The 21,930-nt window shown below is 59.9% G+C and carries 10 protein-coding genes and 4 pseudogenes; 6 read left to right on the top strand and 8 right to left on the bottom strand.

Annotated elements, in window-relative coordinates; translation table 11 throughout:
* Positions 1-108: 108 nt before the first annotated feature.
* The 3 genes from WS87_RS00765 to mdeB form a co-directional block, all read right to left on the bottom strand.
* A complete protein-coding gene (locus WS87_RS00765) occupies positions 109-1,512 on the bottom strand; it encodes an MFS transporter (protein WP_107938054.1) in 1,404 nt (467 codons plus the stop codon).
* Positions 1,513-1,563: 51 nt separating this feature from the next.
* Positions 1,564-2,814: a metal-dependent hydrolase family protein gene (locus WS87_RS00760; protein WP_107938053.1), complete on the bottom strand. Its 1,251-nt coding sequence runs from the start codon at positions 2,812-2,814 to the stop codon at positions 1,564-1,566.
* A 657-nt stretch (positions 2,815-3,471) separates the two neighbouring features.
* Entirely contained in the window at positions 3,472-6,195 is a 2,724-nt protein-coding gene (gene mdeB / locus WS87_RS00755; RefSeq protein ID WP_107938052.1) for an alpha-ketoglutarate dehydrogenase, read from the bottom strand.
* Positions 6,196-6,347: 152 nt separating this feature from the next.
* Here mdeB and WS87_RS00750 point away from each other — a divergent pair, with 152 nt between their 5' ends.
* On the top strand, positions 6,348-6,869 hold the full coding sequence (locus WS87_RS00750; protein ID WP_107938051.1) for an Lrp/AsnC family transcriptional regulator: 522 nt from the start codon (positions 6,348-6,350) through the stop codon (positions 6,867-6,869).
* A 290-nt stretch (positions 6,870-7,159) separates the two neighbouring features.
* Here WS87_RS00750 and WS87_RS00745 read toward each other — a convergent pair whose 3' ends face one another.
* Positions 7,160-11,437, bottom strand: coding sequence for an autotransporter outer membrane beta-barrel domain-containing protein (locus WS87_RS00745; RefSeq protein ID WP_159085620.1), 4,278 nt, complete (start codon positions 11,435-11,437; stop codon positions 7,160-7,162).
* 475 nt (positions 11,438-11,912) lie between these two features.
* Here WS87_RS00745 and WS87_RS00740 point away from each other — a divergent pair.
* The 3 genes and pseudogenes from WS87_RS00740 to WS87_RS00730 form a co-directional block, all read left to right on the top strand.
* Positions 11,913-12,029, top strand: a pseudogene (locus tag WS87_RS00740) (transposase); the annotation flags it as partial.
* A 321-nt stretch (positions 12,030-12,350) separates the two neighbouring features.
* Positions 12,351-12,953: pseudogene (locus tag WS87_RS00735) on the top strand (IS3 family transposase); the annotation flags it as partial.
* A 43-nt stretch (positions 12,954-12,996) separates the two neighbouring features.
* Positions 12,997-14,120, top strand: a protein-coding gene (locus WS87_RS00730) for an IS3-like element ISBvi7 family transposase (RefSeq protein ID WP_107938004.1) whose coding sequence is annotated in 2 segments (ribosomal slippage) — positions 12,997-13,258 and positions 13,258-14,120 — 1,125 coding nt in all. Because the reading frame shifts where the segments join, the coding sequence is not laid out codon by codon here.
* Positions 14,121-14,300: 180 nt separating this feature from the next.
* On the opposite strand, the gene WS87_RS00725 is transcribed toward WS87_RS00730, so the two are convergent.
* Positions 14,301-17,489: an ATP-binding protein gene (locus WS87_RS00725; protein ID WP_107938048.1), complete on the bottom strand. Its 3,189-nt coding sequence runs from the start codon at positions 17,487-17,489 to the stop codon at positions 14,301-14,303.
* Positions 17,490-17,586: 97 nt separating this feature from the next.
* Positions 17,587-18,195, bottom strand: a complete 609-nt coding sequence (locus tag WS87_RS00720) for a response regulator transcription factor (protein WP_107938047.1) — start codon at positions 18,193-18,195, stop codon at positions 17,587-17,589.
* A gap of 540 nt (positions 18,196-18,735) precedes the next feature.
* Between WS87_RS00720 and WS87_RS00715 the strand changes: the two genes are divergently transcribed.
* Together WS87_RS00715 and WS87_RS00710 are read left to right on the top strand one after the other, a co-directional pair.
* Positions 18,736-19,473 (top strand): response regulator transcription factor, encoded by a 738-nt coding sequence (locus tag WS87_RS00715; RefSeq protein ID WP_107938046.1) that lies wholly within the window; start codon positions 18,736-18,738, stop codon positions 19,471-19,473.
* A 307-nt stretch (positions 19,474-19,780) separates the two neighbouring features.
* Positions 19,781-20,493, top strand: a pseudogene (locus WS87_RS00710) (IS110 family transposase); the annotation flags it as partial.
* Here WS87_RS00710 and WS87_RS00705 read toward each other — a convergent pair.
* Positions 20,475-20,675: pseudogene (locus tag WS87_RS00705) on the bottom strand (IS5/IS1182 family transposase); the annotation flags it as partial. The pseudogenes WS87_RS00710 and WS87_RS00705 sit on opposite strands and share 19 nt — an antisense overlap.
* Before the next feature lie 82 nt (positions 20,676-20,757).
* Positions 20,758-21,881 (bottom strand): IS3-like element ISBvi7 family transposase gene (locus WS87_RS00700; RefSeq protein WP_107938004.1). Its coding sequence is split into 2 segments (ribosomal slippage): positions 20,758-21,620 and positions 21,620-21,881, totalling 1,125 coding nucleotides; the frame shifts between segments, so codons are not numbered across the junction.
* Between the last annotated feature and the right edge of the window lie 49 nt (positions 21,882-21,930).

Below are 21,930 nucleotides of genomic sequence, written 5' to 3'. Positions count from 1 at the left end.
GTTGTCAGGCCTGTCCACTATCATGCCCACAATATATTTCGCGGGCGCTATCCTTGCCGCCTTTCGTCACACGATCAAGACCACCGTGACCGGGTGCTTACTTGCCGTTCAACTCCTGGATACCTCCGTAAGCCGCTTTTGTTCATATTCGACTTGTCCTGCTGCAATGTCCTCGAGCGATCTTCCGCGCGTCTGCACCCCCATGAGTACCACGGCCAACGCGCCGATCAGCAGTACCAGCGTAGTCGCGCCAAACACCCCGGCAAAGCCCAATCGCGGATAGACATATCCGACGAGGATAGGCGCAGCAATGGCACCCAGACGACCAATGGACGAAGCGAGCCCGGTGCCGGTTGCGCGCACGTCGGTGGGAAACACCTCCGGGGTATACGCGTAAACGCCGGCATAGGTGCCGTTCATGAAGAACGAAAGCAGGATGCCCGACAGCATGATGCCGGCATCCGTATGTGTCAACGCAAGCCCGAGTGCCGATGCGCCGCCCAATATCATGTATGACGCAATCGTCGCCTGCCGGCCAATCTTTTCGTTGAGCCATGCGCCTGAAAAGTATCCCGGGACCTGTCCAAGATAAATTACGACCGAATACGAAAAGCTCCGCGTAATCGCCATCCCGTTCTGCACCAGCAAGCCGGGGATCCACGTGAAAAAAGCGTAGTAGCTGAACGTGATAGATATCCACATCAGCCACGTCATGGCCGTGATACGCGCGAGCTTCGCCGACCACAATGCTTTGACATTCGCGACGATCGAGGCCCGTCCGGCCGCGCGCGGAACGGCTCCGTCGCGCACGCGAGGCAGGGGCTCCAACTTCATGCCCGAACTCGTCACCACCTCCTCCATCCGCGACACGATCGCGTCGGCCTCCGCCTGCCGGTCGCGCACCTCGAGCCAGCGCGGCGACTCGGGCAACGCGCGACGCCACCACAGCAGCATCACAATGGGCAACGCCGTGATAACCATGACGGCGCGCCATGCATTGGGAGCGAGCGGGATCACCAGATAGCCGAGCAGTGCGGCCGCCACGAAGCCAAAGGAGAAAAACGCCGCGAGGCTGCCGGTGAAACTCCCGCGATACCGTCGCGCCACGAACTCCGAGAGAAACGGCGCGACGATGGCGCTTTCCGCGCCCGTCCCCAACCCCGCGACAATACGCGTCCCAAGAAAAAATCCCCAGTCATTCGCTACCGCGCTGGCGAGCGACGCTACGCAGTAGATCACGAGCGCATACATCATCACCTTGCGCCGGCCGATGATATCGCCAAGCATGCCGGCCAGCATCGCACCGGCGAAATAGCCGATGAACGTACCGCTTCCCAGTACGCCGGTCTGGACACTCGTCAGCCCCCATTGCGTGCGTAGCACCGGCAGCAGGAACGCGAGTACGGCTGCGTCCATCGCATCGAAGGTATATCCAAGGCCGCCCATCAACAGAAGCCGGCGGTGAAAACCTGAAAACGGCAGGCGCTCGATGCGAGCAGCAATCATCGACATGAAAGGGCTCCAATAGGGACTTAGGCGTGTCGCGGATACAGTGTCATGCGGTTAGACGCTTTTGAGCTCATTTACGAAGAGGCGGCCATCTTTCATCACCAGCGGAATATTCTCGCCCTGACCTAACAGGCAGTCGACGGATTTCAGCGGATTGCCGTCGACGACCAGCACATCGGCATGGGCGCCCGGCACGATTCTGCCGAGCTTGTCCTGCATCCCTAGCACCTCTGCTCCAACGAGGGTCGCACTCGCGATGACCTCGGATGGCGAAAGAACGTCGGCTCGGATCCGAAATTCATCACTTTGCAGACGCTGCGCCTCGCCGAGCAAGTCCGTGCCAAAACCTATCTTGACCCCGGCGCGCTTCATCATTTCAATCGAATGCAGGCCGGCGCCACGCACGTCCCCAACCTTCACAATGCTTTCCGGTGGCAGTCCATATTTCTCGCCTTCGCCCGCAAGGGCATCATAAGTGACAAGGGTCGGCACTACATACGCGCCGTGCTCGGCAACAAGACGTGCGGTCTCCTCGTCGATCAGATTGCCATGTTCGATCGTGCGCACGCCACAGCGCACCGCGCGCGCAATTGCCGCTGCCGTATAGGCATGCGCCAGCACATAAGTGCCGCGTCCATGCGCTTCGGCTACGATGGCGCGGATTTCATCTTCAGAGTAACCGAATGCGCTGACCGGATCGGTCGGCGAAGCAACCCCGCCCGAAGCCATTATCTTGATCTGGTCCGCGCCCATCTGAAGTTCCTCGCGCACGGCCCGGCGTACTTCATCGACGCCGTCGGCCACGCGGCCGAGCGCGCCGACGCGCACGCAACATCCGCAGGGTGAATCGGACGGCAAGTAGTCGGAGCGGGCGCGTGGATCGGCATGGCCGCCCGTCTGGCTTAACGCGCGGCCGGATACGAAGAGACGTGGACCTTCGATTAGCCCTGACTCGATCGCCTGCTTGAATGCATACCCTGCCCCGCCCGCGTCGCGCACGGTGGTGAAGCCTCGACGCAGCATCGCGCGCATAATCGGCACTGTGCGCAGCGTAACGAGTACGTTAGGTAGCGTCGCGACGCGCGGTAGATTGAAGTCGCTTGCGACGACATGCACATGCAGATCAATCAGGCCCGGCATAATCGTTTTGCCTTTGACGTCAATGACGCACGCGCTGCGGCTTACTATCGGCTTATCGGAGACTTCGCGGACGTAGCCGTCTTCGATCAGGACTTCGAAACCTTCTAGCAGCTCGGGACGGGTAGGGTCCAGAAGCGCGCCGTTACGGAAGAGGAAGGTGGTCAACGGTTGTCTCCTTCAAGATTTGATTGCAGCGCCCGACATCAGGGTTTCACGTCATGCGCTGTCCAACGGCACGCGCCGCTCGAGCGGATAACGTTACGGCTCACAGTGCCGATCCGTACTTGAATGCATCATGCCGGATTAGCGGTGATGGAAATAACTATCACTGTCCATATTCTCCAAGGCTTGACGGCGATCCCTTTTCAGCATGACGAAATTAGCACAAACGCAGTAGCGCGAAGGCGAAAGCAAATGACATGCACCAGCGCTATTGGGGCAGTCCTGGGGACACCGCTGAACAAGCGGTTGTATTCATCGATTCAGGCGCAAACAAAAGCGGATTCATCGTGAGCGAACTTTCCACCTTCGTTTCCTATTCGCCAGGGCGTTGCGCACAAATCTGCGGCCATTAGGCCCTGTACCACAGATCGCGTGCGCGAGAGATAAACCTCTTTTGCCAGCGCAACGAAAGTGCGATTGGCGCACTTCGCCATACCGGCACATCGCTCATCCTTCGGTGACATGTTCCAATGTATTTTGGGAAACGCCAACGAATCTTTTTTGTACTCCAGCGGGTCACACGGCCCGAATACGCGGCGTGCAACAACCGGAATCGATCTTGGGCCACGCGCGTGTTTGGATAGGCCAGAGGAAAAGAACTTACCGTTCCCACGAAGCCCCATCGCTCGCGTCTTTGCCATACAGTTGAAGCGCCCTGCCCACGAGAGCCCACTCGATCTCACCGTCGTCCGCAAGCGCCTTCAATGCTGCAATCACAATCGACGCACGGTCCACCTCGAAGAATTCGCGTAACGCCTGACGTGTATCGCTTCTCCCAAAGCCGTCGGTGCCGAGCGTGACGTAGCGGCGCGGCACATAGGCCCGGATCAGTTCCGGCACCGCGCGTACGTAATCCGTCGCGGCAATCACAGGCCCCGCCGATGCACCGAGCACCGAGGTGAGATAAGGCACCCGTGACGCTTCGCCTAAACGCAAGGCACGCTCGGCTGCCATACCGTCCCGCTGCAACTCGATGAAGCTCGTAACACTCCATACGGCGGCCGTCATGCCCCAGTCGTCCCTGAGCATCCGCTGCGCGGCGATCACCTCGCCCAGGATCGCGCCGGAGCCGAGCAACTGCATACGGGGGGCTTCGTCCGATTCAACCGGCAACGGATGGATACCTTTGAGAATGCCCTCCCGCAACGTCTGAGGATCGCCTCTCGGCGCCGACGGCTGTGCGTAGTTTTCGTTCATAACCGTCACATAATAAAACACATCGCGCTGATGCTCGACCATCTCGCGCATGCCCTCGTCTACAATCGCGGCGATTTCATACGCGAAGGCTGGGTCAAATGCCCGGCAATTGGGAATCGCCGAAGCGGCCAGGTGGCTCGTGCCATCCTGATGCTGAAGCCCTTCGCCGCCCAGTGTCGTCTTGCCGGAAGTGGCACCGATCAGGAAGCCACGCGCGCGCTGATCGGCGGCCGCCCAGATCAGGTCGCCGATGCGCTGGAACCCGAACATCGAGTAGTAGATATAGAACGGCAGCAATGGCAGGTCGTGCACGCTGTACGAGGTTGCCGCCGCTACCCACGACGACACGGCGCCCGCTTCCGAGATGCCCTCTTCGAGGATCTGCCCCTTGGTGTCCTCACGATAATAGAGCATCGAACCAGAGTCCTCGGGTTCGTACAACTGCCCGAGTGGCGAATAGATGCCGACCTGACGGAACATGTTGGCCATGCCAAAGGTGCGCGCCTCGTCGGCGACGATCGGCACCACGCGCGGGCCGATCTCGCCATCCTTCAGCAGTGCGGTCAGCATGCGCACCAGCGCCATCGTCGTGGACATCTCGCGGCCACCCGCCTCCAGCGCGAACTGCGCCCAAGTTTGCATCGAAGGAACGTTAAGCCCCTTCGATGCGACTTTCCGCCTTCTGGGCAGATAGCCCCCGAGTGCCGCCCGGCGAGCATGCAGGTACTGCATTTCCGGGCTGTCCGCTGCCGGCTTGTAAAACCGGAGCTGCTCGACATCGTCATCCGAGAGCGGCAGACGGAAGCGGTCGCGAAACGCCTTCAGGTCGTCGAAGTCGAGCTTCTTTTGCTGGTGCGTGGTCATCCTGCCCTGCCCCGCCGCACCCATGCCGAAGCCCTTCATCGTCTTCGCGAGAATCACCGTCGGCTGGCCGCGATGCGCGAGCGCCTTCGCGTATGCCGCATGCAGCTTGCGTACGTCGTGGCCGCCGCGGCGCAGGCGGTCGATGTCATCGTCGGAGAGTTGTGCGGCGAGTGCCGCAAGCTCCGGATTCTGGCCGAAGAAACGTTCGCGGTTATAGGCGCCGTCATTGGCCGAGAAGGTCTGGAACTGACCGTCGACCGTATGCGCAAACGCGCGCAGTAACGCACCCGTGCGATCGCGCTCGAACAGCGCATCCCAGTCGGAGCCCCAGATAACCTTGATCACGTTCCAGCCGGCACCGGCGAAGTGCGATTCGAGTTCGTCGATGATGCGACCGTTGCTGCGCACGGGGCCGTCGAGCCGCTGCAGATTGCAGTTGATGACGAACACCAGGTTGTCGAGCCCCTCGCGTGCGGCCAGCGAGAGTGCCCCGGTCGACTCCGGTTCGTCCATCTCGCCGTCGCCGAAAAAGCCCCACACCTTGCGGCCTTCGGTGCGCTTGAGTCCACGGTTCTGCAGGTAGCGCATGAAGCGCGCCTGGTAGATCGAATTGATCGGGCCGATGCCCATCGAGCCGGTCGGGAACTGCCAGAAATCCGGCATCAGCCACGGATGCGGATACGAGCACAAGCCCGGGCCGCCGATCTCGCGGCGGTAGTGCTCCAGGTTCTCCTCGCTCAGGAACCCTTCGAGGTAAGCCCGTGCATACACGCCCGGCGACGAGTGGGGCTGGAAATACACGAGGTCGCCTCCCGTCCCCTCACCGGCCCCGGGTGCCACCGCCCGAAAGAAATGATTGAAGCCTACTTCAAATAGATCCGCCGCCGATGCATAGCTCGCAATATGGCCGCCGAGTTCGCCATAGGCCCTGTTCGCGCGCACTACCATCGCCAGCGCGTTCCAGCGCAGTGCGGCGGAGAGCCGCTCTTCATGGGCGAGATTGCCGGGGTAACGCGGCTGCTCGTCGAGCGGAATCGTATTGACGTAAGGCGTGATGGGCGCGCGGGACGACTCCAGGCCCACCGACAGCACATGCGCCGCAAGCCGATCGAACAGATACTGCGCACGCTCCTTGCCGACATGCGCCATGACACCATCAAAGGCTTCGATCCATTCATGCGTTTCTTCGGGGTCGCCATCGTCGTGCTCGATGGTTCGTCCCAGTGACTGCATCTGTTCGCCACCACTGTATAAATTCGTCATGATTCAACGCCTTGGGGGAGCCGTTCGGGTCGTGAGAGATGCAATACATGTTAGCCATCCACCCACAAAATGAGCCTCTCATTTGCTTGTCTTTTCGAGATGCAGTAGTGTATTTATTCTGGAAATCCGCTCTTCCACGGAATATTTCATCCATGACGACGCTACCCCGCCGACTCGACCGCATCGACATCGGCATCCTCAGCCAGTTGCAGCAGAACGCCCGCATCACCAACTCGGAACTGGCGCGTTCCGTCAACCTGTCCCCGACACCGTGCTTCAACCGCGTACGCGCTCTCGAAAAGCTGGGGCTGTTCAAGCAGCAGGTCACGCTGCTGAACCCGGAACTGCTGGGCCTGCACATCAACGTGTTCATTCAGATCAGTCTGGAAAAGCAGATCGAAGACGCGCTGCAACGCTTCGAGCAGGCGATTTCGGAGCGTCCGGAGGTGATGGAGTGTTATCTGATGACGGGCGATGCGGACTACCTGCTGCGGGTCGTCATGCCGGACATGCACACGCTGGAGCGCTTCATCCTCGATCATCTGACCAAGATTCCCGGTATCTCGAACATCCGTTCGAGCTTCGCGCTCAAGCAGGTGCGCTACAAAACAGCGCTGCCGTTGCCGGCGTCGGGACTGACGCTGGTCGCCCCCGACGACGCGTCGACGGGCTAGCGATAAGTGGTCATCCGACGCGCAGGCACGTACCGCATTCCGATTGTCTACTCAGACTTGGAAAAACCGGTCCTGTTGATGTAACAAGGGATACCGCCATGGTGAGTCGCCATGGCTGGATGGCGATTCCGACCAAGACACTCCCGCAACCAGCCCGAAAGCGGCCCTCGCCAGCTTATATTCACGCCATGCGTTGCTTCGATCTTTGCTTTTCGCAGGCGGGCTACAATGCTTCAACGCAGCCGGCACCGGCCCAGTTCGACGAGCGGGCCCTCACGTAAGGATGCGCACTACCAAATATACTTCGCGCCGACCCGCACGGTCGTGCCTTCGAAGCTTTGGCGACCCCACTGATAGGCAACGTTACCCCAGACCTTCCAACGTTGGCTGACGTCCGCATCGAGCCCCGCCTTGACTTCGACGCGGTTCTTTGGCAATAGGCCTTGCATAACGGTCTGGTTGAACGCCAGCGCATTGTCCACGCTATCGTGCCACCAGTTCAGCGTCAGATACGGCTCGCAGCGCGCACCGTGCTCCCCCTGCCATGAATACGACGTGCGAAGGCCCAGCCGCGACATCCAGCCATTAGGACTACCTTCGTTGCTGACCTGCGTGCCATTGGGCTCGTTGACCGCGTCCTGCCCGTAGTGGACGTAGATCAGTTGCACCTGAGGTTCGACGACCCAGTGACTGTCCGGGCGGATCTTCACCGCATAGCCGGTTTCGCCCGACACGGTCAGCACGTGAGACTTGTAGCCGACCTCAGGCAGCCTATTGCCATCTACAGTATTCCTGAACCATCCATAACTGCTCCACACGTCGACGTAGGCGCCCAGCCGGTTCACGTCGTTCTGGTACCAGGTGCCGTAGACGCCCAAGTTCAGGCCGGCGGTGTGTCCTTGCGAGCCGGCTGGATTGCCGCTGGCGGTATCGTTGCTGTGCCCGTCGCCATAGCCGAACATCGCGCCCACATGCAGCCTGCCATGCGCGCCGCCAAGCTTCATGCTAGTGACATCGGTGCCGCCCTGGATCAGCACGGTGTCGGCGTCGGACGTGAAATTGCGGTCGCCGCTCACAGTGTCCATCGTGCTGCCGACGATACGCAGCCAGCTCGAGCGTCGCTGACCGTCTTGATCGCCGGTGTCCGCATTGTCGAGCCACAGGCTCGGGCCCTGACGGTCATCTAGGGTGTGGACGAACATGCTGACGGCCGCGTACTGGTTGGCAAGATAGGACGCCACCTCGGGGCGATATAGCGGCGCCGATGGCGGTGACGCGACTAACCCAGATCCCGAAGGAGGCTGTGTGGACGCCGGGGGCTGCGGCGGCGAGGTCGGATCAACCCGCTCGGAGCGCAGATACCAGTCCTGCGAGCCGCTCGCATCGACGCTGCCGCGGAATAGTTGGTACTCGTAAGGCCCCGCGACGACGCGGCCGGCCAGAACGAATGCAGCCGGCGTGGTCGTGCCGCCGTTGACGGCGCCGATCACCTCGATACCGTTACCCGGCGTCGAGGCACCGGGGCCGCCCGCGTTGGTGATGCGCAGCGCTGTTGAACCCGTCGCTGTGCCGCCGTTGACGACCAGCATGTCCGAGGGTGCGCCATCGCCGCCCAGATAGCTGTTCAGGCCGATGGTACCACCGCTGCCCGCGTAATTGTTCACGCTCAGCGTCTTGAACGTCGATACCGCGCCGGGCATTCCGGACGGGGCGCTGAAGATGATCTGCGCGCTATTGTTCGTCAGGCTTGTAAGATTCGAATTGCCGGTCAGCGTCCAAAGCGTGCCCGTCTGGAAGATCACGTTGCTGGTGCTGGCCGCATCGGTGACGGCCGCCCCCTGCACCGTCGACGGGTCCACCGTCAGATTCAGCGTGGTCGGATTGCTCGCATTCAGGCTGCTGACGTTGAGCCATTGACCGTTGTTGGCGGTCGCGGTCGAATTATTGAACGCGATGTTGTTGACGCCGCCGGTCACAGCGATCGACGCGCCCTGCGGGCTCGCCAGCGTCACATTCGAAAGCGTGACAGTGTTCACCGCGGTCGGGACGCTGGTGGCGGACACCACGAGGCCGTTGCCGGCCGAGACCGTAAGCGCGCTATTGGCAAGGCTCAGCGCGGCACCGTCATTAACCTGCGCGCCGGCGGCACCCGTGCCGCTCGTGGCCACGCTTAGGCCTGTGGCGGTGATGCTCGAACTGGCATCGGTCGCGAATACGCCTGCGGCGTTGCTCCCGGACGTGGCAATGTTCACATTGGACACCATGGCGGCATTCGCCCCCGCGGACGCGGCGAGGCCGTAGCTGCCCATGCCGGAGGTCGTCAGCGCGCCGTTGCTCATGGTGAGCATCGCACCGTTGTCGACTTGCGCACCGGGCGCGTTCGTGCCATTCGTGGTGACGGTCAGGCCCGTGCCGGCGGCACTTGAACCGACACCGGTCGCGCGCACACCGGCGGCATTGTTGCCGGATGTGTTGATCCACAGCGTGCTGGCCGTCAGCGCACCGCCCGAATCGGCCCGGACACCGCTCGCCAAGGATCCCTGCGTCGTGATTGTCAGATTGCTGAAGCTGCCGGACGAACCGGCACCAGTTACATCCGCACCCACACCGTTGGTCCCGAATGTTGCAATCGTGCCACCGCTGACTGTACCGCTCGAGCCGCTGAAAATGTGCACGCCCTTGTCGAGCGCCGAACTCAGGTTGACGTTGGTCGCGGTGAACTTCGTCCCGGAATCGAAGGACGCGATATCGTCGCCCGTCTGGCCCGTTGTCACGATCTTGAGCTGATCAAGCGTCGCAGCAACGCCGCCCATTAATTGCACCCCGTAGGCGCCGAAATTATTGAGCGAGCCACCGGTTGTCTGTATCGAGGTATTGCTGACGCTGAGCGTGCCACCCGCGGCGCTGATCCCCACTGCGCTGGTGCCGCTCGTACTGATCATGCCGCCAGTGATACCGATCGTCGCATTCGACACGCCGCTCACCCCGAAACCGGTCGAGGTAACCGTCACGTTCTGTAGCGTTGCATTGTCGCCTGCCAGTGTCAAACCGTTCGCATTGCTGCCGGTGGTCGTAATCGACGTGCCGTTCACGCTGACGGTGCCACTTGTGTCGCTGATGCCGGATGCTCCCGCACCGCTTGCGGTGATCGAGCCACCAGTAACTCCAATATTCGCAGCCGACGACGCGACGATGCCTGATGCGCTCGCGGAAACCGTCGTGTTCTGCAGTGTTGCCTTGCCACCGGTGACGCTCATGCCGTCCGTACTACTGCCGGTTGTCGTGATAGATGTGTCAGTCAAATTTCCCGTGGTACCGCTGCCGATGTTCACGACATTGCCAGCTGTGCCAGACGTGCTGACAGTCCCCTGATCGACGATGACACTCGTCCCTGTGCCGCTAGTCGCGATAGCCGCGACGCTTCCTGTCGTCGTGATGAACGTCCCGGTTATGGTTCCGATGGCGCCCGTACCGAGTGTGACACCATTACCGATTGCCGCGATGGATCCTTGCGCGACAGTTACGTTCGTCCCGGCGCCCGTGGCCGACACACCCGCCCCACCCGCATCGATCGTAGTCTGTGTCAACTGCGTGGTTGCGCCGTTACTGACTGTAACGCCAGCGCCCGTCGAGGTAATGCTCGTCCCATTGCTAGTCGCATCGCCAATGGTTGCACTGGTCCCGGAGCCTTTGACCGAGATACCCGCCGCACTGGGGCCCGTAGTAGTAATCGTGCTCTGATCAAATGTGACGCCTGCGTTCGTCCCTGTAACCGATATACCCAAGCCCGCAGTGGTAATGCTGGTCCCCTGGTTGACCGTGGCGCTAGCGCCTTGACCGCTGATCAATATACCTGGTTGGTTGGCGGCTACGCTCCCACCGGTTGTGATAATGGTTCCCTGGCTCACGGTGGCGCTCGCACCCGCGCCAACGAGCTCCAGCGCTGCGGCACTTCCTGTCGTGGCATTCAACCCCGCTCCGGACGTGGAGATCGATGTATTGGTGAATTGTGCAGTCGCGCCCGTACCAAGATAAACCCCTTGGGCTTCTATTCCCGTCGCGCTTATTTTGGCGCCCGTCACCTGCGCGGTCGCGTTTGAACCAAGATAAACCACCGCGGAGCTCGGGCCACTTCCCGTCGTCTTGATCGAGACGCCGGAGCTGCTTGAGGCACCTGCGTCGATAACGAGTGTAGCCACGCCGGATGTGCCTTGCACATAGATAGGCGCACTGGTATAGGTCGAGTTCCCCAATGCGCTGATACTGATCGCACCGGGGCTGGGTCCTGCCGTCGGATCGATCACCACCATGCCACCAGTGACTTTAACGTCAGGGGCACCGTTCGATATGGTTGTGCCACCGACAATCGTGGTGGTGCCTGAGCTGACGATAAGGGGGGGCGTCACCGTGCCGGGGCCAACGGCGTGCGCTGCACCCGTTCCAAGCATTAGGGGAGTGCCGCAAAGGCCCAGTTGAGCGAGCAGCGCCATTAATGGCTTGACGGCCGGCAAACGGCATACGGAAATGTTGCTTTTCATATTTATGGCGGCCGATTCGGAAAACACCACGTGACGTGGAAGACAAGTTGCGGTGCGACTTGGCCTCCCGGCAAGCAAACGCAGCCCATGGTAAGCGCACGGCCGTCATCCGTTGCGTCGCGGAGCGGTCCGTTAGCGAAACTGGTTCAATGGTTACCCCGTGTTAGAACCATGACTTTGCCGGAACCAACATCAATTGGGGTCAATTTACGCGAACCAGCAGAAGACATTGCAAACGAATGTCACCGTTTCAGTGATGGGTGGAACTCGAACGCCATCAAGGCGTGGGAACAGTATTGCTAGTGAGCGTCCAGGGAATCCCGGGGACTGGAAGCGTGACAGCATCGAACTTCGCGGCTTGCATCAGATCTTGCGCAATGATGCCGATCGGATCAGCCGCGTGCACAGATTCCAGACCTTCATATGACCCTGACCCAAGAAATAGTCCGGTGCAAAAGTAGAGAAATTCTGCATGATGTGTCCAAGCAGACACGAAGGCCATGCCATGAAGACGAGCAAGTTTATGGAAGAGCAGATCGCATTTGCACTGAAGCAAGCCGAGCTGGGTACGAAGGTCGAAGAGATCTGCCGCAAGCTCGGAATAAGCGAGGCGACGTTCTATATATATGGACTGCTCCCGACAGCAAACGGAAGTTGACGGACACGGAAGTCGATTGCGTATATATATCCGGCGTCAGGGCAGAGCCCAGCGCCTAACTGGATTTCCGCGCGTGCAGGCCTCAACAACTGGAAGACCGCAGGGGCCGTCATAAAAATCAGGTTCCCTGCTCGCCGGATCGACCGGAGTGCCATTCGTCAGTTCGTCAACGCATCGTTGGTGACATTGCTACACTGCTTTCTGATACGACTGGCCGGTTGCGAGCATCGAGCAGAGCACACGGGCCATCTTGTTCGCGATTGCAACAATGGCTCGGTTGGCGCCTCGGGACTGAGCGTGCGCAAGCGGCGACGCAAGCGTATTGCGGCTGTCGAGCGCACGCCGCTACCGTTACCAACAGGCCCGAATCAGAGCTGGTCGATGGACTTCGTTTCTGACGGGCTGGCCTATGGTCGGCGGTTTCGATGCCTGAACGTGGTCGACGACTACACGCGCGAGTGCTTGGCCATCGAGGTCGATACTTCATTGCCGGGCCTACGCGTTCAGCAAGTGCTCGAGCGGCTCAAGGAGATGCGAGGCTTACCCGCATCCATCACGGTCGACAACGGGCCGGAGTTCGCTGGTAAGGTGCTGGATGCATGGGCCTACGAAGCCGGTGTCACGCTGTCGTTCATCAGGCCTGGCAAGCCGGTGGAGAATGCCTATATCGAGAGCTTCAACGGTCGCTTCCGCGACGAATGCCTAAACGAGCACTGGTTCGTCTCAATGCGCCACGCCAAGCGGCTGATTGAGGAATGGCGTATCGAGTACAACACCGAGCGGCCTCATAGTTCGCTCGGCTATCTGACGCCTGCGCAGTTCGCCCGGGCGCACGACGCGAAGCAGCAGTTTTTTGAGCGGCCCCCAGCAAACAGTGCCATGATGTAAGCGAGTTTTCGGCGGACTTTTTCAGTATGAAAGGAGCCGTACGATGAAACGCAAGCGCTTCAGTGTGGAGCAGATTGTGGCGGTGTTGAAACAGGCCGAAGCAGGCATGCCGGTAGCGGAACTGATTCGTCACGTGGGCATTTCGGAGCAAACCTTCTATCGCTGGAAGAAGGTATATGCCGGTTTGCAGACGGACCAGGTGCGGCAGCTCAAGCAGCTTCAAGACGAGAACGTCCAACTGAAGAAGGTGGTCGCGGAGCTGACGTTGGACAAGGCGATGCTGACCGACGTATTGAAAAAAAAGTGGTGAATTCATCGCCGAGGCGCCATGTCGTGGATTATCTAAAGTCCGCCTATGGAGTAGCAGAGCGGCGTGCCTGCCGCCTGGTGGCCATATCGCGCTCGGTGTACCAGTATCGCAGCCACCGCGACCCGCAGACTGCATTGCGGCAGCGCATGTGTGAAATCGCGGCGACGCGGGTGCGCTATGGTTACCGCAAGATACGCGTGCTGCTGCTACGGGAGGGCTATCAGGTCAGCAAGAATCGGCTGTACCGTTTGTATCGTGAGGAAGGGCTGTCGCTGCGCTACAGACCAAATCGCAAGCGACGTGCACAGATGAGCCGCCCGGCACGTGCAAAGTCGACGGCGGCAAATCAGGCGTGGAGTTTGGACTTCGTCGCCGACCAGCTTTCGAACGGCCAGAGGTTCCGCGCGCTGACCATCATCGACGTCTTTACGCGCGAAGCACTAGCCATCGATGTTGGCCAGCGACTGAGCGCTTCAGATGTCGTGCGTGCACTGGATGAATTGAGGAGCAAACGCGGAGCGCCCCGCACGCTGTTTTGTGACAACGGCTCGGAATTTACGAGTCAGGTGATGGACCTGTGGGCTTACCATCACAAGGTCGAGATTGCCTTCAGCCGGCCCGGCAAGCCAACGGATAACGCATTCGTGGAGTCGTTCAACGGCACGCTTCGCGATGAATGCCTGAACGTGCACTGGTTCACATCGCTGGCCGACGCCAGGGAGCAGATTGAGCGATGGCGGGTCGAATACAACGAGAGTCGGCCTCACAGGGCTCTCGGTGAAGTGCCGCCTGCCGAATACGTCCGTCAGTTGGGCCTGCAGGCCCAACTGACGGACCAACAGAACGCCGAAGACTAACATTGCCTTTGGCACTGAAAACCGGGACCGTTCACTCTGGAACGGACTCTACACCGTCACCGTACTAAACGCGGGGAGCAGGTCACATGGCCTTCGTGTCCGCTTGGACACATCATGCCGAAATTCTCTACTTTCGCATCGGACTATTTCTTGGGTCAGGGTCAATAAGCCATACGATGGTTAGCCGCCGCGCATACGCCCCATGGAAAGCTGCGAGCGTGCGCAGTCCACTAACGCATGCAAGTCCGTGGCGAAATCGAGCAGCGCAGCGCGGTCCAATACACCTCTCTCCAAATGCTGTTCCAGCGCGCTGCATCGTTCTTTCAAAGCAGTCGCCCCGATCGTGCCCAAAATCGAAGCTGTGGTGTGCAACAGTTCCTGCAAAGCCGGCGCGTCGCCCCGCCCTATAGCCTCGCGCAGCTTCGACGGCACGTCCGCGCGTTCATCAAGAACGCGCCGCATGAGTTCCACGTAGACATCAGCGCGGCCAAGCAGGCGGCTTAATCCCAACTGCACGTTCAATCCGGAAACGGCCTTCAATGCGTCGATTTCGATCCAGATCGCCGGACAAGCAGCCTCCTGCTCGAAGGTGGACGGCATCTCCATCCGACGCGCCGATACCCAGCGCGCGATGACCTCGTACAGCTGCGCCGGATCGATCGGTTTCGGAATATAGTCGTTCATGCCCACCTGCATGCAGCGATTGCGACAGTTCTCATCGCCACTCGCCGTCAATGCAAGCAGCGGAATGCCGGCAAAGCGTGTGTGCTGTCGAATCCGGATTGCCGTTTCGAATCCGTCCATGCCCCGCATGTGAAGATCCAGCAGCACGAGGTCGAATTCCCCGATTTCGAGCATACGCATGACGTGCATGCCATCGTCCGCAGTCGAGACTCGGGCGCCCACTAGTTCGAGCAGATCTCTCGCCACCGCCCGATTGATCTCATTGTCCTCGACCACCAACACGCGACTGCCTTTAAGCAGCATTGCGTGTGGCCGCTGGAGCAATTCCCGCTCTTGTGTGAGAGTTCGCGCCCCAGTAGCGTCGGCGGCAACGGCGCGCACTCCGGTCGCCGCGTCTGCCCCAACACATTGAGCCACCCGGAGCGTCAGGTCTAGCGAAAACGTACTGCCTCGACCGAGTTCGGTCGTCACAGCCACGCGGCCACCCATCAACTCGGCCAGACTCTTGCAGATGGCGAGTCCGAGTCCGGCACCCTGAAACGGTCGCGTCGTCGAACCGTGCAACTGATGAAACGGCGTGAACAATGTCACTAGATTCTGTGCAGGAATGCCAATGCCGGTGTCCTCGACATCGAAACGAAGTGAGACGTTCGCATCGTCAGAACTTGTTTCTCTTACACGCAGTGTCACCTGCCCCGCATTGGTGAACTTGATCGCATTGCTGAGAAAATTGATCAGGATCTGTTCGATGCGCAGCACGTTGCCAATCAACATTTCAGGTAGGTACGGCGACGCTTCGCTCGTCAATAGGAGGCCCTTGCTCGCCGCAGCATCGGTGAAGTGTGCGGTCACCCGGTCCAGCATCGCACGTATCGAGAATGTGCCGATTTCGATAGAAAGTTTGCCCGCCTCGATCCGGGAAAAGTCCAGCAGATCACTAACAATCTGAAGCAGGTGACGGCACGAGACATCGATCCGCCTGAGATAGCTACCGACCTTGGGCTGACGGTTGGTCTGCGCGGCCAGATAGGTCATGCCAACGATCCCATTGAGCGGCGTGCGAATCTCGTGGCTGATGTTCGCGAGAAATTGCGACTTAGCACGGGTCGCCGCCTCCGCTGCCTCGCGAGCTTCGGACAGCTCACGCGTTCGCTGCTCGACCTTCGACTCGAGCGTGCCAGTAAGCAATTCCAGCGCGCGCCGCGTCTCCTCCTGCTCGGTCAGATCTAGAACGGCAGTGCCTACGCCGACGATCCGTTTGCCGTCGGTGCCATGCATCGGGAACTTGACAAGGCGAAACGTACCAGATGCACCATTTGTAACCACTATCGAATGCACTGCGCTATACGGCAGCCCAGTTTGCAGGACTTGTTCGTGTGCGCGCCTGCTGATTGTCGCTACTTTGGAGTCCGATATTTCCTGCCAGATTGGTCGTCCCGACGGGGAGCAAGTCTTCAAGCCAACGAATTCCCTGTATGCCCCGTTTGAGGAAATGACATGACCGGACACGCTCATATACGCGAACGGAAGCGGGACGTTCTCGCGAAACGCGCGCCACCTCTCCTCGTTCTCTTGCGACACGCGCCGGCTGCGCCACTGGAGGACCACGATCGACAGGATCAGTGCGATGGCAACTGCGGTCAAACCGATGATCGCGCTGCGAAACAGGTAATAGGAGTCGTAGGCTTCGTCCAGATCCTGCTCGACGATGAGCCCCATGCTGACGTCAGACTGCCAGTATCCCGCGCCGACCACCCTTCTCCCGTGATAGCCGACATAGCTATCGATAACACCGGTCGCACCTTGCTTCATATGCTGCAGCCTCGCCATTACTTCGGTGGACTGACCGCTGCCATCGGCAGGTACAACCACGTCTTGGCCAATCCGATGCGACGGCACCTGCGCCCACAACGCGTGGCCAGACACACCGCTGGACGCCTGATGTGTCGCGAATTCGCCCGCGAAGCGGCTCGGGGACAGCAACCGTCCAGTCGCGTCGACGACATAAGCCTCGCCGGTTTTACCGGTCCAGCCAGCACGGAGCATTTCGAAAAGGCGCAAACGCGGATCGGTTCTCAAACATAGAAATCCGATAGGCTGGCCGTCGTCGATCCTCGCGCACGCGAATTGATACGGCGTTCCCGCCGGCACCATCCTTCCATGAACTATGAAAGGCCGAAATGAGGATATCGGGCGGGTAAACGCAACACCACCTGCTGCCGCGCGCATCAGCGCGTCTTTCACCATGGGCTGTGCGACGTGCTGTCCAACGCGCGTGTGGCTACTGGCCGCGATGATCTCACCATTACGATCGATCAGGGCATAGCCTACAAAGCCCCAGCTACGATAGATTGGTGTGATCGTCGACTCGTATTGGTCACGCAACGCAGGGTTCTGCGGATTGATCACCAACCGTCGCGCCATCGCGATCTGCGCTGGCTCGGAAGCGAGGGTTTGCACCCGCGTCGAAGAATCCTCCTTCAGCATGCCAAGAATGTCGATGATGATTTCCAGCGTCGAGTTTTCGTACGCAGCCGAGCGGATACGCTCCCGCTCTTTCGCCGCATAGAGAACGGTAGTGCACAACACAACGAGACAAAGGATGGCGACGCCGACCTTGGCGGGAGATATCCAGAAGTCTGCGTTCAGGATTCGGCGAACGAGTGAGACCGGGTTCTTCGACATGATAGTTCGGCCTTTCCCGAAGCTAGGGTACCGCCGACCAAGGCTTTAACTGATCAGCGCGCATGCCGAATGAAGCGTCTAGATTGACGACAAACATTCAGTGACGCTCGTAAAGCAAATGCACCAATTCTACGCTGGAGTTGACACCGAGCTTCTGCAGGATCCGTGCACGATGATTTTCGACGGTGCGTACGCTGATGCCGAGCACGTCGGATATCTGCCGACTCGAATGACCGGCAACCACCTGCTCCGCAATCAGTCGCTCCTTCTGCGTGAGCAACGCCAGACGAGCCTGCCGCGCAGTCCTTTGCTCGTGCTCGAAATGCAACTGGCGGCTCTGCCCTAGCGCCTTCCTGACCTTTTCTTGCAGATGCGCACCGTCCACGGGCTTTTCCAGAAAATCGAGCGCGCCCCCCTTGATGGCCTCGACGACGCTTGGCACTCTCGAGTAAGCCGACACGAAAATGATCGGCAGACGGGCCTGAGTGGCAATCAACTCGCGCTGCAGATCAAGCCCGCCAAGTTCCGGCATCTGTAAATCGCAGATCAGACACTCCTGAAATCCCGGCACATAGGTGTCGAGAAATTCGCGTGCCGAACGGAAGACCTTGAACACGGCACGGACATCCCACAGCAACCGCTGATACAACCAGAGGATCCATTCGTCGTCGTCGACGATATAAATAGTAGGGGGGCGCTCGTTCACCCGACACTCCAGAAGTCTCTATTCGGGACGCGCCGAACAGTCCATGAAGATCAAGCTCTTCGACATGATGGTGCGAAATTCCCAAGGTAGTGTACCGGAGCCCCCGGCTCACGCACAATAGCGCGCCGCCCACCATGCCCGCCCCGACAGAGGGGCGATCCAATCAGGGTATTTGCCGACTTGTGCGATCAGCGGCATTCCATTCGGCATACCGTCAATCCTTGAACATAGTAAGGCCACTCGGGTACGCCGCGTACTTGGCAATGGCCAGGCAACGGCGTGCACATTGCAAGCTGAGTATTTCCACTCTCAGCCGTCAGCCAAAGATGAGATAGAACAGCCTAAGTTAATTAGCGTCGGCGCAGAGAGTTATGCCCAACGTGGCCAGAAGCAGAAACCGGTCCCCCACCGGCACCATGATTGCAACCGCTTTGATCGCGACCCGGCAGCGCGCTCCGGGCCGCTGCAGCCTTGGTTGGGGGGACAGCCGCGACCCCACTCGCCATGACATAAACATGAATTTCCGATAGGAGGCACCCCATGAAAATTCTTTGCTTGGAAGACGATCCCGCGCATGCGGAGCTGATAAGAGCATCGGTCGAAAGCGAAGGCCACGATGTACAGCTCGCGTCGGCCGGTCGCCAGGCGATCCGTCATCTGCAAACGTCTCATGTGGACCTAGCCGTCATCGACTGGCAGGTTCCAGATATGTCGGGACTCGAAGTGCTTGGGTGGCTGCGCGCCCATATCGGCCCGCAATTGCCGGTGCTCTTCCTGACTTGCCGCTCCGGCGAAAACGTGATTGCGCAAGCACTCGACGCGGGGGCCGACGACTATATGATCAAGCCGGCCAAAAGTCTCGAACTGGCCGCGCGCATCAAGGCGTTGCTGCGGCGCGCTTACCCGAGTGAGTCGTTTAATACGACCCGCATCGAGATAGGCGCGTATGTGGTCGACATACGTCAGCGCACAATCACGCGAGGGGGACAGGAACTGACCCTGACACCTCGTGAATTCGATCTGGCCTCGCTACTGTTCCGCAATGCCGACCGCGCGGTTCCGCGTGAGCATCTGGTCCGGCTCATCTGGGGTCGTGAGGCGACGAGCGATTCGCGCAGTCTCGACACGCACGTTCACCGCCTGCGCCGCAAGCTCGAAATTGGTCCACAATATGGAGTCAGGCTGCGTGCCATCTATCAGCTCGGCTATTGTCTCGAGGTAACGCGAAACGACGAGGCCGAAGCCCAACCAGCGCCTGCCATTCCCGGCATCTCATGAGGGCTTCGCGCTAGAGATAAGGGCGCTTGATCGCATTGCCGACATCGAAGACAGGACCGCATCGCCGGATTCGTATCACCGCGTGAAGGAGTCGGGCCTCCCGTCGCTTCGGCTACGGACGCTATCACCTCAGGCGCCCCGTTACTAACTTCATGCCCCGATAATCGGAGCTTTGACCGGCCAGGCCGGCATGATTTTCGCTACAGTCGCAGTCATGATCTCGGGGTGTTTTCACCGAGTCCGGTGCGTGGCTGATGATCGCTAATAAGGGTTTGGCCGGGATATCCTGACGCCGTCCGTAACGTGGATGCCGAGACGTGCCACCATTGTCGCAGGCCAATCCGTTCACTCTGCTCATACGTCGATGCAAGAACTCAACAACATGGCGCCGTCGATGTCTTCGTCGGGGCCGATGTCGGTAAAGGCCAGCATCACGCCGTCGCGCTCGATCCAAACGGGAAGCGACTTTGCAACAAGGCGCTACCCAACGACGAGGCCAAGCAGCAAACTCTCATTGCCGAACTCAAAATTCAAGGTCGACTGCTGTTCGTCGTTGATCAACCGTCCACCCTCGGCGCGCCTCCTTTAGCCGTCTCCCTCGCTGACCGCGTACTCGTCACCTATTTGCCCGGACTGGCCATGCACCGCATTGCTGACTTGCACGCCGGCGAAGTCAAGACCGATGCCCGCGACGCTGCAATCATCGCCGAAGCCGCGCGCCCGATGCCGCATACCCTGCGCTCGCTTCGACTGGCCGATGAGCTACTCGCGGAGGTCACCATGCTCCGCGGCTTCGATGGCGATCTCGCCGCTCAGGTCACTCAACCCAGCAACCGCATTCGTGGCCTGCTTAACCAAATCCATCCGGCGCCCGAACGCGTTCTCGGACCACGCCTTGACCATCCGGTGGTGCTCGATCTACTTAAGCGCTACCCGTAGCCCGCCGCGCTTGCCGCCACCGGCGAAAAGACGCCCGCCAACCGCCTCACCAAGCTCGCTCCTCGTATGGGCAAAGGCTTGCCGTAGCCGACGTGCCGGGTAGTGCACTCGTTGTTCGCGCTGCCGCCTTGGTGTGCGTCGTTGCGCGCGACATACGGCATCACCTTGCCCGCACGACAGTCCCGTACAAAGTTGCGCATGTCATAACCCTTGTCGGCGCCGAGCGTCTTGGCATGACAGCCTGGCAGGCAATCGAGCAAATGAACGGTCCCGGTTTTCAGTGCCAAAGGCAATGTTAGTCTTCGGCGTTCTGAACGGTCCCGGTTTTCAGTGCCAAAGGCAATGTTAGTCTTCGGCGTTCTGTTGGTCCGTCAGTTGGGCCTGCAGGCCCAACTGACGGACGTATTCGGCAGGCGGCACTTCACCGAGAGCCCTGTGAGGCCGACTCTCGTTGTATTCGACCCGCCATCGCTCAATCTGCTCCCTGGCGTCGGCCAGCGATGTGAACCAGTGCACGTTCAGGCATTCATCGCGAAGCGTGCCGTTGAACGACTCCACGAATGCGTTATCCGTTGGCTTGCCGGGCCGGCTGAAGGCAATCTCGACCTTGTGATGGTAAGCCCACAGGTCCATCACCTGACTCGTAAATTCCGAGCCGTTGTCACAAAACAGCGTGCGGGGCGCTCCGCGTTTGCTCCTCAATTCATCCAGTGCACGCACGACATCTGAAGCGCTCAGTCGCTGGCCAACATCGATGGCTAGTGCTTCGCGCGTAAAGACGTCGATGATGGTCAGCGCGCGGAACCTCTGGCCGTTCGAAAGCTGGTCGGCGACGAAGTCCAAACTCCACGCCTGATTTGCCGCCGTCGACTTTGCACGTGCCGGGCGGCTCATCTGTGCACGTCGCTTGCGATTTGGTCTGTAGCGCAGCGACAGCCCTTCCTCACGATACAAACGGTACAGCCGATTCTTGCTGACCTGATAGCCCTCCCGTAGCAGCAGCACGCGTATCTTGCGGTAACCATAGCGCACCCGCGTCGCCGCGATTTCACACATGCGCTGCCGCAATGCAGTCTGCGGGTCGCGGTGGCTGCGATACTGGTACACCGAGCGCGATATGGCCACCAGGCGGCAGGCACGCCGCTCTGCTACTCCATAGGCGGACTTTAGATAATCCACGACATGGCGCCTCGGCGATGAATTCACCACTTTTTTTTCAATACGTCGGTCAGCATCGCCTTGTCCAACGTCAGCTCCGCGACCACCTTCTTCAGTTGGACGTTCTCGTCTTGAAGCTGCTTGAGCTGCCGCACCTGGTCCGTCTGCAAACCGGCATATACCTTCTTCCAGCGATAGAAGGTTTGCTCCGAAATGCCCACGTGACGAATCAGTTCCGCTACCGGCATGCCTGCTTCGGCCTGTTTCAACACCGCCACAATCTGCTCCACACTGAAGCGCTTGCGTTTCATCGTACGGCTCCTTTCATACTGAAAAAGTCCGCCGAAAACTCGCTTACAT

Origin of the sequence: Burkholderia sp. MSMB0856 (assembly GCF_001524645.2) — a bacterium.
GTDB lineage: Bacteria > Pseudomonadota > Gammaproteobacteria > Burkholderiales > Burkholderiaceae > Burkholderia > Burkholderia diffusa.
This window is presented reverse-complemented; position numbering and strand designations above follow the sequence as displayed.

Excerpts from the sequence above, each read along its gene's own strand:
- WS87_RS00765 (WP_107938054.1), bottom strand. The coding sequence starts at position 1,512 with ATGTCGATGATTGCTGCTCGCATCGAGCGCCTGCCGTTTTCAGGTTTT.
- mdeB (WP_107938052.1), bottom strand. The coding sequence starts at position 6,195 with ATGACGAATTTATACAGTGGTGGCGAACAGATGCAGTCACTGGGACGA.
- WS87_RS00750 (WP_107938051.1), top strand. The coding sequence starts at position 6,348 with ATGACGACGCTACCCCGCCGACTCGACCGCATCGACATCGGCATCCTC.
- WS87_RS00725 (WP_107938048.1), bottom strand. The coding sequence starts at position 17,489 with ATGTCGAAGAACCCGGTCTCACTCGTTCGCCGAATCCTGAACGCAGAC.
- WS87_RS00715 (WP_107938046.1), top strand. The coding sequence starts at position 18,736 with ATGAAAATTCTTTGCTTGGAAGACGATCCCGCGCATGCGGAGCTGATA.